The organism is Blastococcus mobilis (genome assembly GCF_900188025.1).
Taxonomy (GTDB): Bacteria; Actinomycetota; Actinomycetes; order Mycobacteriales; family Geodermatophilaceae; genus Blastococcus_B; species Blastococcus_B mobilis.
The window spans coordinates 12,887-25,670 of the sequence record NZ_FZNO01000004.1; the positions used below are offsets into that span (position 1 = coordinate 12,887).

Annotated in this window: 12 protein-coding genes and 1 tRNA gene; 5 read left to right on the forward strand and 8 right to left on the reverse strand. The window is 71.8% G+C overall.

All coding sequences use genetic code 11. The features are described from left to right. Positions 1–97: 97 nt before the first annotated feature. Positions 98–170: transfer RNA gene (locus CHB94_RS04765), tRNA-Lys, on the reverse strand. 886 nt (positions 171–1,056) lie between these two features. Continuing rightward, entirely contained in the window at positions 1,057–2,541 is a 1,485-nt protein-coding gene (locus CHB94_RS04770) for a glycosyltransferase family 2 protein (protein ID WP_089335454.1), read from the reverse strand. A 561-nt stretch (positions 2,542–3,102) separates the two neighbouring features. Here CHB94_RS04770 and CHB94_RS04775 point away from each other — a divergent pair. Further along, entirely contained in the window at positions 3,103–4,098 is a 996-nt protein-coding gene (locus CHB94_RS04775) for a glycoside hydrolase family 26 protein (RefSeq protein ID WP_089335455.1), read from the forward strand. Between the two features lie 681 nt (positions 4,099–4,779). Here the strand turns inward: CHB94_RS04775 and CHB94_RS25595 are convergent. Continuing rightward, positions 4,780–5,670 carry an MOSC domain-containing protein gene (locus tag CHB94_RS25595; protein WP_217899170.1) on the reverse strand — a complete coding sequence of 297 codons (891 nt, stop codon included), beginning with the start codon at positions 5,668–5,670 and terminating at the stop codon, positions 4,780–4,782. 63 nt (positions 5,671–5,733) lie between these two features. Next, a complete protein-coding gene (locus CHB94_RS04785; protein ID WP_089335456.1) occupies positions 5,734–6,366 on the reverse strand; it encodes a LysE/ArgO family amino acid transporter in 633 nt (210 codons plus the stop codon). Between the two features lie 71 nt (positions 6,367–6,437). On the opposite strand from CHB94_RS04785, the gene CHB94_RS04790 reads away from it, so the two are divergent. Next, positions 6,438–7,337: a LysR family transcriptional regulator ArgP gene (locus CHB94_RS04790; protein WP_089335457.1), complete on the forward strand. Its 900-nt coding sequence runs from the start codon at positions 6,438–6,440 to the stop codon at positions 7,335–7,337. Positions 7,338–7,357: 20 nt separating this feature from the next. Here CHB94_RS04790 and CHB94_RS25995 read toward each other — a convergent pair whose 3' ends face one another. The 3 genes from CHB94_RS25995 to CHB94_RS04800 form a co-directional block, all read right to left on the reverse strand. Beyond that, entirely contained in the window at positions 7,358–7,480 is a 123-nt protein-coding gene (locus CHB94_RS25995; RefSeq protein ID WP_254920401.1) for a hypothetical protein, read from the reverse strand. Positions 7,481–7,721: 241 nt separating this feature from the next. Then, positions 7,722–8,570 (reverse strand): hypothetical protein, encoded by an 849-nt coding sequence (locus tag CHB94_RS04795; RefSeq protein ID WP_141137420.1) that lies wholly within the window; start codon positions 8,568–8,570, stop codon positions 7,722–7,724. A gap of 28 nt (positions 8,571–8,598) precedes the next feature. Further along, positions 8,599–9,480 carry a Rieske (2Fe-2S) protein gene (locus CHB94_RS04800; protein WP_089335459.1) on the reverse strand — a complete coding sequence of 294 codons (882 nt, stop codon included), beginning with the start codon at positions 9,478–9,480 and terminating at the stop codon, positions 8,599–8,601. 164 nt (positions 9,481–9,644) lie between these two features. Between CHB94_RS04800 and CHB94_RS04805 the strand changes: the two genes are divergently transcribed. Genes CHB94_RS04805 through CHB94_RS04815 form a run of 3 tightly spaced genes read left to right on the forward strand, consistent with a single transcriptional unit; the run spans position 9,645 to position 12,074 of the window. Next, complete coding sequence (locus CHB94_RS04805) at positions 9,645–10,172, forward strand: GtrA family protein (protein WP_254920402.1); 528 nt, start codon at positions 9,645–9,647, stop codon at positions 10,170–10,172. A 10-nt stretch (positions 10,173–10,182) separates the two neighbouring features. Then, entirely contained in the window at positions 10,183–11,721 is a 1,539-nt protein-coding gene (locus CHB94_RS04810; RefSeq protein WP_089335588.1) for a metallophosphoesterase, read from the forward strand. Positions 11,722–11,744: 23 nt separating this feature from the next. Further along, positions 11,745–12,074, forward strand: a complete 330-nt coding sequence (locus CHB94_RS04815) for a hypothetical protein (protein ID WP_089335589.1) — start codon at positions 11,745–11,747, stop codon at positions 12,072–12,074. Positions 12,075–12,084: 10 nt separating this feature from the next. Here the strand turns inward: CHB94_RS04815 and CHB94_RS04820 are convergent, their stop codons facing one another. Further along, positions 12,085–12,729 carry an AMIN-like domain-containing (lipo)protein gene (locus tag CHB94_RS04820; protein WP_089335460.1) on the reverse strand — a complete coding sequence of 215 codons (645 nt, stop codon included), beginning with the start codon at positions 12,727–12,729 and terminating at the stop codon, positions 12,085–12,087. Positions 12,730–12,784: the final 55 nt, after the last annotated feature.

Here is a 12,784-nt window from a genome sequence, read left to right on the forward strand (position 1 = left end):
CCGCCTCCGCGTCAGGTGGAGACCACACTGCGACCACAGCGGGTACCGCAGGCACCGAAGAGTTGACCGAGGCGGACGAAACCGCAGGCCAGCTACGTGGGCCCCGTGGGGATCGAACCCACAACCCGCGGATTAAAAGTCCGCTGCTCTGCCAATTGAGCTAGAGGCCCGGGGGGGATCCGTAGTTCTATCGGGGTTGTCCTCGTGGTTTCCCTCGGTGCAACTCACCCCGAGCCGACTGGGGCCTCCGGATCCGCCACCGCGGAGCCTACGGCAGCTCAACCCGGGGCTGGCTCCGCGGCTGCGGAGGTTCCCCTGCCGCGGACAAGGCCACTGCCCCGGTCATCCTGCCGACAGCACGACCGCTCCCTATGCAGCGGACTCGGGAGGAGATGCGGACGCTCGGTGCTCGTCCACACAGCGGCAGTCGTACGCCGCGCTGGTTTACGACAGCCTTTCCTCACCGCGGAGCTCGACGTGCTGCTCTTGAGGGCGGAGCCGGCGCGCGGCCCGGATCGTCCGTGGAGACATCGACAACCTGCGAGTAGCCCTGTTCGACGCCCTGAGCGCCGGAGGCCTACCACACCGACGGCGGCGCCGACGCCTGCGCCGGCGGTGGCGGCAGTCCCGTGACCTGCTCCGGGGTGTGGGCGGCGGTCAGTCCGCGGCAACCGGGTGGCCGGCGGCGGCGAGGCTCATGTCGGGGTGGGGGACCACTGCAGGCGCAGCCCGGGGAGTGGCAGGGGGACCACACTCCGCAGGGGCTCGGCGCGAGCACCTTCGCCCGATCGCTGCCCCACGCTTGCGTTTCGCTCGGCTCACGGTCCGCCAGCCGGTGGCCGCCGAGTCGCGTGCCCGCCGGTGTGGGGCCGCGATCAAGCTGGACCTCGGGCCGCCGCGGCTGCCCGGTGTGGCCGGGTCGCCGCCCACGTCCTCGCGTACCCCGTGACGTGGTTCGCTCGGGGTGGTCGACGACTGGTCGCGGGCCCTAGGAAGTCCGAGGACAGCCGGTACTGGCGCAGGCAGTACCCGTGGCCGGAGGAACAAAGTGCACGGCTATTTCGAGACGACGTGGAAGCCGGCCACCGGCCGGACGATGGCGGTGGCAACCCCGGCTGACTCCAGGAGTGAGAAGAAGGGTGTCAACACCAGCTGAGCGAGTGACCAGCCGAGCCTTTTGATGGGATGGGTGATCCCGTGCTCGTCAAGGTTGGCTTTCAGCCCGATGAAGTACAGCGTCATGAACTCGGCGAAGGATAGGTTGGCCAGCGCCCGGACCGTGGGGTTGACCTGGAAGCCGTAGATGGCGTGCCCGATCGTGTAGATGGCGCCGAGCGGAGCGATGGTCCACAGCAGCGTGTTGATCCCCAGGCAGGCTCGCCACCGGAGCTTGACCGGCGCAAACAGCGAGACCTTGACCAGGCCCTGGAACCAGCGGCGCCGCTGCTTGATGAAGTCACTCACCGACTGGGTGGATTGCTCCTCCAGGTAGCCGTCCACCCAGCGGGCACGTCCGCCGTGCTGCATGAGAACGAGCGCCCAGAAGGCGTCTTCGGTGATGGAGCCGGCGGGACCGAAGTCGAAGCCCACCGACTTCTCCACGTCGTTGCGCACGACGATGTAGGAGCCGTGCAGACCGAAGATGGTCCGGCCGACGCGGTGCTGGAAGTGGAAGCGCGCGAAGTCATCACCGGTCCGAATGTTGTCGGCCAGCGTCATGATCGGGTGGTTGCGCCATTGGCGGTGGTAGAGGATGGCGCCTTGGCCGACGCGGAGCCGGCCGGACTTATCCTCCTCGCGGATCATCTGGCTGATGCCCTTGACGCCCGAGCTGGTGGGGTGCGTCTCTTCGTCCAGGTGCACGATCCACGCGCCGTCCGGGAGCCTCGAGTGCTCTAGCGCGTACTGCAGTGCTCGAGCTTTGAACAGGGTCCCCTTGGGCGTCCGGTAGCTCTTGGGGACCTCGAAGTAGACGATGTCATCGTCCTGCGGCAGCTGATCGATCGGCGCCTTCTCGTCCATGACGACCTCGATGACGTAGGGGAAGAGCGGCGTCTTACGCATCTCCTCCTGGCACCGCCGGATCGTCGCCCGGACCGCGTCGATGTTCGTACCGCGGCTGACCAGACGCCACGACACGGTCTGCGGTATCCGGCTCACCGTGTCGAGCGTCCGGGAGTGACGGTAGAACAGCAGGCCCAGCAGTCCGATCGTGCCTGGGACGACCGCAGCCAGCCAGACCAGGCTGGCCCAGCTCCACGTCTGCTGCCAGAGGCCGCGGGGGGCCCTCGCCTCGGGCCAGATTCCTTCCTGGAGCAGGTAGAGCCCGAGCGTGCAGACGGTCATCGTGAGCACCGTGTACAGCCGGTGCCCGGTCAGGAACCCGAAGGCCCAGTCGCGGCGGGGTTCGAAGGGGCGGGCGGGGTTGGCGACTCGGTGCGGTCTGTGCCGACCAGAGGGTGTCCCGGCGCGGAGAGGGTGGACATCGAGGGCGATGTTGTCCTTCAGGTAGAAGGCGAACGTGGTGGCGGCCCTGGTCATGGAGGTTCCTCGGACGGTCCGTCGGTGTATGGCGGCGGAGGCGGTCAGGGACGTGGTCCCAGAGCCCTGTATGGCGTGAACGGTTGCCCTGGAGGAGGGACCCGAAGGGGATACGCGGCTGCGACGCCGGGCGTCGGTAGCGATGTCCGAAGCAGCCTCTCAGGTCCTCCAAGAGGCCGATGTGCGAAATGCGCGTGTTCCGAGTGCGCGACCAAATCTAGAGTGACAAAAGGCGCCCGCCCCCGGAAGAGCCAGTTCTGCGACTGGAACGCGACACCGCGTAAGAGAATGCGTCCAGCGATCACGTCATCGCGCGACGTGATGTCTTGCGCCGGATTCCTGGCTGGTTCTCACGCACTGCACAGGCGGAGTGGGTTTGTAGTTGCGAGGCGCGACACTCCCGCGAGGTGACCTTGAAACTTACCCAGTGTGACCTGGATCACAGGCGGGTGGCGGACCGGCAGCCCACCTGGCCGGTCGCCGACATGGGCGGCCCCGAGGCGGACGCGCGGGCATGCCGGTGTGGATGCTCCCGGAGGCTTTGCCCGGAACACTGTGCGGGTGCGCGCGCTTTCAGGCCGCCGGAGGCCCTCCGTCCCGGCGGCTCCCCTGGCCCCTGCGGCGGTCATCGCCGCGGTCCTGCTTCTCCTGCCCGGCTCCGCCCCCGACGTGGCGCCGGCCCCGCTGCCTACGTTCGGCTGGAGCCGCTACTTCGGTGTGACGCTGCCGCGGGTACCGGCGGACCTTGGGGATCTTGAGCGCTTCGAGCAGTCCGTCGGCAGACGGGCCGACCTGGTGATGTGGTACGCCGCCTTCGACTCCTTCCCCGACTTCCCGAGTCGCGACGCCGCCGCGCTGCTGGCCCGCGGCTCCATTCCGGAGATCAGCTGGGAACCGTGGGTGGGCACCGGCGGGGTCGAGCAGCCGGCTTATCGGCTCTCGACGATCATCAACGGCGGTCACGATGAATACATCCGCCGCTGGGCACGCCAGATCCGGGACTGGGGAGGACCGCTGTGGCTGCGCTTCGGCTACGAGATGAACGGGAACTGGAACTCGTGGTCCGAGGGCGTCAACGGCAACCGCCCGGGCGAGTACGTCCAGGCCTGGCGGCACGTGCACCGTCTCTTCGAGCGGGAGGGCGCCCGCAACGTGGTCTGGGTGTGGAGCCCCAACGTCGATTCCCCGACCGGGGTGTCGCTCCGCGACGTCTACCCCGGCGACGACGTGGTCGACGTGGCCGCGCTCGACGGCTACAACTGGGGCCGGACCCAGCAGTGGAGTCGCTGGCGGACCTTTGAGCAGGTGTTCGCCACAGCGCTCGATGAGCTCGACTCCCTGACGAGCCGACCGCTGGTGTTGGGGGAGGTCGGCTCCACGGAGATGGGCGGCGACAAGGCCGCCTGGGTGAAGAACTTCTTCGCCGCACTCGACCGTCGAGGGGGAATCCGCGGGTTCCTCTGGTTCAACTACGACAAGGAGACAGACTGGCGGGTGCAGAGCTCACCGGACAGCCTGGCAGCGTTCCGTGCGGGACTCAGTCAGTACGGTCGCTGAACCGTCCGTGGCGGTCACGGGCGGGCCTTCCCCCCGGTGCGGGTCGGGGTGTGGTCGCAACCGGCCAAGCGGGGGCGGGAACGGGGCGGTGTCGGTCGCCGCGACCAGGGTGGCCAGGACGCCGAGGTACGCGTCGCCGGAGTCCTCGAGCAGGGCGGTGACGAGGAACTGAGGGTCAGCACGGCCCTCCGCAAGCCCGGCCTCTGGCGCTCGCCGTTCTGGCGACGTCGGAGCAGGCCCCTGCCAGGGCCGAGCACGGAACCGCGGGTAGCCGCCCCCGCTCCCAAAGGGGGGCCATGGACGTTGGACTGGCTCACTCGGGATCGAAGGTCTGATAGGAAGTCAAGCCACGCCCATCCCCGGGGTGGCCATTCCACTACGGTCGTAATGGCGTTCCAAGGCCGCCCTCGGAGCGTCCCTGCAAGCCAGGACCCTGCCTTCGCGCCATCCAATGAAGTGCAGGTCAGAGTAGAAATACCGATCCCCCGAGGCCCGGTGGGTGCAGAGGACCCTCCAAACAACTCACGAGACGACGCGTGAGACTTCTGAGGGCAACGGCAACCGGGTGTGAGGCTACCGCCGGGGGCCGGGACCACCGGATCAACGCGGGTCCGCCGCGGGCAGCAGCAGCGCCGCCGGGAGACACGGCATCGCCGTTGGCGCCAGGGTCGAGTCGTCCGGTCAGACGGAGAGGACCGGCGCTCCCGAGCGGATCTTCCCGTCGGTGAGGACGTCGGCGCGCAGCCCGCCGCGGTGGATCAGCGGCCGCAGAATCCCCGGTCCGCTGATCCGGTCGAGGTGGACGCAGGGCTCGCACAGTCGCCGTCCCTCGCAGAGCACGTCGCCGATGCGGAAGCGCCGCCCGACCAGGGCGTTGATGTCGATGCCGCGGGTGAGGACGTTGCGCCGGGTGCCGGCGAAGCCCAGCGCCCGCCCGCCCGCGGCCAGCTCGTCGAGGACCTCGGCGGCGATCAGGGTGAGGTCGTAGCCGGGGCGCCGGGCGGCGCGGGGGCTGAACGTGCCGGCGCCCGCGGCGTAGCGGTCCCCGTCGAGCCCGCGGCCGGCGCGGGCCTGTGCGACCTCGAGCAGCTGCATCGGCGCCTCCGCGGCGGGCGCCACGGCAAGCCCTTCGACGGTGCCCCGCAGGTCCGCTCCGGCCGGTTGCCGGTGCAGCACCGGATCGAGGGAGGCGACGGCGTAGGCCTCACGGATGCGCAGGTCCGCGGTGGCCCGGCCGAGCAGCGCGGGGGTCTGCGGGCTGAGCACGACACCCGGCGGCGTGCCGAAGGCCAGCACGGCCACGTGGGTCTCCTCGGCCCCGGCACAGACGGGGTCCTCGACGACGGCGATCCACCAGCCGGCCCATTGGAAGCGCACGGGGTCGGCGATGGGCACCAGCCCCGACCCCTGCTCGGCCAACCAGGTCCGCCAGGCGCCCAGGGCGTGCGTTAGGTCGTCGCCGGGCCGCGGCAGGTCGGTCACCGGTACCTCGGTGACCGACGCCAGGCACGCGGCGAACCCCCGGGCGAGCGCACCCGCGGCGGGTCCGGGCGGGAGCTCGACATCGATCACGGGTCCTCCAGGTGGTCGGCTGGTGACCGCTGACTGTGGCACCGGCATCTCGGGCTGCGGGACTCAGGCCCCGCTGAGGCCCCGGACGGCGAGGGAGACCGCGAGGGCCGCCATGACGGCGGCGACCACGCCGTCGAGGACCCGCCACGCTCCCGGGCGGGCGAACACCGGCCGGAGCAGTCGGGCGCCGTAGCCGAGGCCGGTGAACCAGAGCGCGCTGCCGAAACCGGCGCCGGCCGCGAACTGCCACCGGTGCTCGCCGTAGGTGGAGGCCATCGAGCCGAGCAGCACCACCGTGTCGAGGTACACGTGCGGGTTGAGCCAGGTCAGTGCGAGGCACGTGCCGACGGTCACCGCGAGACCGGTGCGGGCGCCGGCAGCGTCGGGCAACAGCGCGCCGGGACGCAGCGCCCGTCGTGCGGCCAGCACGCCGTAGCAGAGCAGGAACGCCGCCCCGGCGAAGCACACCACCGGGATGAGCCACGGCAGCCGCGACAGGGCCGCGCCGGCACCCAGCACCCCGGCGAGGATCAGGGCGATGTCGGAGAGGGCGCACACCGCCACCACGGCGGCCACGTGCTCCAGGCGGAGCCCCTGGCGAAGGACGAAGGCGTTCTGGGCGCCGATGGCGACGATCAGCCCCAGGCCCAGGGCGAGCCCTGATGCGGCAGGGAGCAGCGCCGGGGTGGTCAGCACCCCGTCGACGCTAGAGACCGCTACAGGCGCGGTCCAGCTCATCTTTCTGTTGCATCGTTAGCATCTCTGTCGTGGAGCTGGACCTGGCGCAGCTGCGGGCGCTGGATGCCACCGTCCGGGGAGGCACGCTGGAGGCTGCGGCGCGGGCGCTGCACATCACCCCGTCCGCGATCAGCCAGCGGTTGCGCGCGCTGGAGGTCGCGACCGGCCGGATCCTCCTGGTGCGGACCAAGCCGGTGCAGGTCACCGAGTCCGGGGAGGCGGTGCTGCGGCTGGCCCGACAGATCGACCTCCTCACCGCCGACGTCGTCCGCGAGCTCGGCGGCACCCCCTCCCCCGAGCGCGTGCCCACGCTGCCGATCGCGGTCAACGCCGACTCGATGGCCACCTGGGTGCTGCCCGCACTGACGCCGCTGGCCGGCGACGTCTGCTTCGACCTGTACCGCGAGGATCAGGAGCACACCAGCGCGCTGCTGCGCGCCGGCACGGTCATGGCGGCGGTCACCGCGGACGCCGAGCCGGTGCCCGGCTGCACCTCCACCCGCCTGGGCGGCATGCGCTACCGGCCGATGGCCACTCCCGGTTTCGCGCGGCACTGGTTCCCCGCCGGCCCCATCCCCGAGGCGCTGGCCCGGGCCCCGGTCGTCGTCTTCGACCGCAAGGACGACCTGCAGCACCGCTACCTGCACGCGCGAGCCGGCGCCGAGGTCGCCCCACCGGTGCACTACGTGCCCGCCGCGGCGGACTTCGTCACCGCTGTCACCCTCGGCCTGGGCTGGGCCATGGTGCCCGACCTCCAGGCGCGCGCAGTGACAGCGGAGCTGGTCGTCCTCGACCCGGCCGGCGCGGTGGACGTCGTCCTGTACTGGCAGCAGTGGCGGCTGCGCTCCACCACCCTCGACCGCGTCCGCGAGGCCGTGCTGGCGGCCGCAGGCCACGAGCTGGACCAGCCCGTCGAGTCCAGGCGCTGATCAGCTCCGCGGCGGGGCTGCTAGAGGACGTCGAACACCGCGAGCAGGACGAGGGTCAGGACGGCGGACAGCAGGAGCGAGCCGAGGCAGCCCAGCCGGTTCGAGAAGAGGAAGAACACCGCCTCCCCGTTCCCACGCTGCAACAGATCGAACCGGCCGGAATGTGCGCTCTGTCGCCGTCAACTGGGACTTTGCACCCGTTCAGGGGATGCCGCCGACCCTTGGCCACTACGTACGGTCATCACCGCTCCGGTCGGGTGGCCGGGCAGCGTCGCCTCCCACCCGGCCGCGGAATCTTCCGCCGGCGCACCACGTCCGGCGGGTTGGACCCCGGCCCGGCTGACCCGTTCCCCCCGGGGCGGCCGGGCCGGCTTCTTCCTCCACTCAGTCCGCGGCGCCGCAGACCCGCTGCACCAGCGCCGCGAGGCGGTCGCGAGCGGCGTCGTCCAGCGGCAGGTCGACCGGCACCGGGTCCGCTCCCCCGACCTCGACGGTCAGCGGGAAGACGTACGGCTTCTTGGTCTCCGACAGCACGTGCGGGTCGCAGGTCGCCGGCGTGAACGACACCGCCGTCGTCACGCGGGGCTCGTCGGCATCGAGGATCAGCGGCAGCCGGTCCGCACGGGCCTCGAGCAGCACGCTGCGGCTCAGCGCCGTCGCGGACACCCGCTGGTCCCCGCTGCGGCGGGTCAGGGTCAGCGCCCCTGAGACCGCTTCTCCGTCGTCGGACAGCCCCGTCACGCTCACGTCCACGACCTCTGCGACGGCCTGTTCCGCGCACTCCTCGTCGTGCACGAGCGCCAGCACGTCGCCGGCCAACGGCACCCGTACGTCGTCGACCCGGCCGTCAGGACGCACGACCGACAGCCGCGCCTCTGCCGGCAGCGGTGCCGCGTCGCACTCCGGCGACCCGTACGGGGTCGGCAGGTCGATCACCCGGCCCGGCGGGAACTCCGCCGTCACTGCCGTCGAGGGCAGGAGGGCGAACCCGGGCGAGTCGAGCGTGACCGCGGTGACGGTGAAGCCGTCGTCGCCGGTGTTCGTCACCCGCACCTGGACCTGTCCGCCGACCACCTCGTCGGTGCGCAGCCGTACCGCCTCGGCCTCGATCCCGGGGACGGCGGCGATCGGGGAGGCCCCCGAGCCGGACGCAGGCGCCGGGGCGCTCGCCGGAGGCGTCGTCCCGCAGGCGGCGGTGAGGAACGCGGCCGTGACCAGCACGCTCCACCTCACGAGGCGGAGCGTAGGCCGCGCGCGGCGGTCAGCGTTGGTGGTTCGGCAGCCGGGCCATCACCCGACCGGCCTCCATCCGCACCTCGAGCTTCTCCTGCGGATTGGCGGCGGGACCCCGTCGCGGCGCGCCACTGTCCAGGTCGAAGGCGGAGCCGTGCCACGGGCAGACCAGGCACTCGCGGCCGCGCACGTCCTCGACGGCGCCCTCGTACAGCGGCCCCGAGAGGTGGGAGCAGGCCCCGATGAAGACGTCGACCTTCGTCCCGCGCCGGACGGCGGCAAGGGGGACGGCGATGCTTCCCCCCTTGCCGGTGCGCAGCGCCGGCCGCCCCTCGGGCAGGTCGTCGAGCGGTCCCAGGTCGATCCAGTCCGAGGTGAGGGCCCTCGCCGCCGTCGCGGCGTGGGAAGCGCCGGAGGACTGCGCGTAGGACATGTGCCCCCCGATGGCCGCCGAACCGCCGGCGATCCCGAGTCCGGTGTAGGACAGCACCCGCCCCAGCGTCCCGCGGCCCCTGCCGCGCGCGACGAGGGAGCCGACGTAGAGGCCCAGCGCCGCGGTGTTGGCCACCGCGTGCACCGCCCCGAGCCGCCGTACTCCGACTGCCTGCTCCGACCAGTCGGCCGCACCGGCCAGCGAGGCAGGCACCGCCGCGACCACGCCGGTGCGGATCAGCACGGTGGCCGCCGGACGCAGCCGCGGGATCGCATCGAGCAGTCCCGCCGACACCCAGCTGCCCACCGGCACCTGGACCAGTACCGGGTGCAGCGGGTGCCCCAGCCACGTCCCGTGCAGCAGATCCTTGAACGCCTGAGGCCGCAGCACCGCGTTCACCGCCCGCCGCGCCGGGTCGAGGACCTTGTCGAAGGTCGGAACGTCGGCCACCCGATCGAGGATCGTCATGAGGCTCATGGCCGGTGCTCTACCCCTCCGACCGACCCCCGACGCCCTCGAGTTCACAAGATCGTGACGGGATGAACGGGGAATCGTCAGGGTGACCAGGCTTGTTCTCGGTGACAGGAGGCTGGTCGAGGAGGAGCCTTGACCCTGCCGCCACATCTATCGAGGGGACCGTCGTGACCTGCCCGTCCCTGCTGCGCCGCCGGCCGGAAGGCACCGACGTGCTCGGTGACCTTCCGCACGGCCCGTTGCACCGGGTCGGCGAGACGGGGAAGGCGGTCTCCGAGCGGGTACGCCGCGACGACACGTTCGCTCAGTTCGTCCGGTTCGTCCTGGTCGGCGGTTCGTCCACCGGGGTGTACGCCGTTCTCTTCCTGGGCCTGGAGTGGCTCGGCTACCTGCCGGCCCACGTCGTGGCCACGGTGTTCTCCTCCGTGCTGGCCAACGAGATGCACCGCCGGCTGACCTTCCGGGCCGACGAGCGGGTCGGCTGGCTCGCCGCCCAGATCGAGGCGGGCGGGGTCTCGCTGTTCGGCCTGGTCGCCACGAGCGTGGCGCTCCGCTGGCTGGAGGCCAGCGTCGGCGCGGCCCACCCCGCGCTCCAGATCGGCCTGGTCGCGGCCGTCACCGGCCTCATCGGCCTGATCCGCTTCATCGCCCTGCGCTGGATCTTCCGCCCGACGGGAGTCCGGATCGCTCAGTAGCGTGGTCCGGGTGAGCGAGCCGACCGGAACCGGCCCCTCCCCCTGGCCGGGCCGCGCCCGGGTAGGGGGTCGCTGGGCGCTGCGCGTCCTCATCGCGCTCACCGGGGCTCTCGTCGCCGTGCTCCTCTTCGGCCGGATCTCGGCCCCGATCGGCCCCTTCGACGCGACGCTGGCCTTCCGCCCCACCGGGGGCGGCGCATCGGTCGCCGTACCACCCCTGGGGGCGCTCAGCGTCGACGTCTACGACGGTCCGTTGCACCTCGACGTCGCACTGCAGCAGGTGGACCAGAACCGCGCGCGGGCACTGGCCAACGATCCCGTGCGGCTGGCCGGCGTCGTCGGTGAGGTCAGCGCCGACCTGCGGGCCGCAGTTGTCCGGCTGGCGTGGACCACTGCGGGCTGGGCGATCGCCGGCGCCGCCCTGACGTCCTTGGTCATCACCCGCCGCCGACGGGAACCGGTGATCGCCGCCGGGGTCACGGCCGCGATGCTGGTCGGCACGGCCGGGATCGGTGCGGCCACCTGGCGCCCGCAGGCGCTCTCGCAGCCGACCTACACCGGCCTCCTCGTCAACGCGACCAGTCTCATCGGCAGCGCCGAGGACATCGTCGCCCGCTTCGACGCCTACCGTGCGTCCCTCGAGGACCTGGTGGGCAACGTCGGGACGCTGTACTCCGCACTCTCCGCCCTCCCCGCGCCCGCCGACGGCGGCGAGACGGTTGCCCTCCTGCACGTCTCCGACCTCCACCTCAACCCCGCAGGATTCGACCTGGTCGCACAGGTGGCGGAGCAGTTCGGCGTCGACGGCGTGCTCGACAGCGGCGACATCACCGACTGGGGCAGCGAGCCGGAGAACCAGCTGATCACCTCGGTGGGCACCCTGGGTGTGCCCTACGTCTACGTGCGCGGCAACCACGACTCCGCAGCCACCGCTGCGCTCGTCGCTGCGCAACCGAACGCCACCGTCCTGGACTCGTCGTCGGTGACCGTCGCCGGCATCGAGATCGTCGGCATGTCCGACCCGCGATTCACCCCGGACAAGAGCACAGGGGACGACGACGCAGGGGACGCGGTGCTCTACGAGTCCGGCGAGGAGCTCCTGAAGTTCATCCGAGGTCTCCCGGAACCACCGGCGATCACGTTGGTCCACAACCCGAAGCTGGGCCGACCCCTCGACGGCGACGTCCCCCTGGTGCTCGCCGGGCACACCCACGAGCGCAGGGTTGGGCGGTTCGACGAGGGGACGCTGCTCATGGTGCAGGGTTCCACCGGAGGCGCGGGCCTTCGCGCCCTGGAAGGCGAGTACCCCGAGCCGCTGACCTGCAGCGTCCTCTACCTCGACGCGGAGACCGGACGCCTGCAGGCCTACGACGACATCACGCTCGGCGGGCTGGGCGAGACCGAGGTGACGATCCAGCGCCGGACCGTTCCGCAGCAGGAGGGGGGCGACAGCACCCCCGACGACAGCACGCCCGGCGACAGCACCCCCGGCGACGGCGCCCCTTCCGACGGCACGGGCACGGGCACGCCCGCGTCCCCGACCGGATGAGGATGCGCACCTACGCTCGGCACATGTCCTCGACGTCGACGGCCACCCGGATTGCCGCTCCCTTCCTTGCGGGCGCGCTGCTGCTGCCGCTGTCCGCCTGCTCCTTCTCCGCCAACGGCGTCAGCTGCTCGACCAGTTCGTGCACGGTGACGCTGAGCGGCGAGCGCGCCGAGGCCGACATCCTCGGCACCACGCTGTCCTTCGGCGGCGTGCAGGACGGCCGTGCCTCGCTGAGCGTCGGCGGAGCCAGCGTCACCTGCGGGCAGGGCGAGACGGTCACGGCGGGACCACTGGAACTGCAGTGCTCGAGCGTCACCGACGACTCCGTGGAGCTCACCGCGTCCCTGGGCTGAGCGCCCCCGCTCAGCCGGAGTGGGCCACCTCGAGCACCACCCGCGTGGGGTTCTCCAGCAGGTGGACGCGGAAGGGGTTCTTCGCTCCGGTGCCCACGAAAGCGACCGCGGTGCCCTCGAACGTCGCGTCGTAGACGACCTCGGTGACCGCCGAGGTCCCGGCGCCGGTCAGCGACGGACCCGCGTACTCCTCGACCCCCGTCGCGTACGGGTAGCCCACGCCGGTCAGGGTCACCTGGAGGACGGCGTCGCCGGCGACGTCCACCGGGTCCCCCTTTCCCTGGGACGCCGGAACCTCGACGTACCGCACGTCCCAGCCGGGGGTGCCGGTGCCGCCGACCTCGAACACGACCCGGTCGAAGCCGTCGTGTCCGCCGATCCGGATGTCGCTCACCGTGACCGCCGCGTCGGCGGACGCCTCCGCGGTGTCGGCCACCGCGTCTGCGGGGAAGTCGGGTGCGTCGCCGGCCCCGTCCTCGGCGGTGCCGGCCACGGCCGGGGACTCCGTCGCGGCGCTCTCGCCGGACTGCTCCGCCGCACCAGCGGATGACGAGGAGGCGGCCTCCGACGTCCTCCCTTCGCCGCATCCGGCCAGCAGGACAGGTCCGGCGAGGAGCAGCGGGAGGAGGGCAGCGGCGCGGGAACGGGTGCTCACCGGCGAAGTTTCGCAGGACACCTGCCCCCCGCCGAGGTACGCCACGGGGGGCATG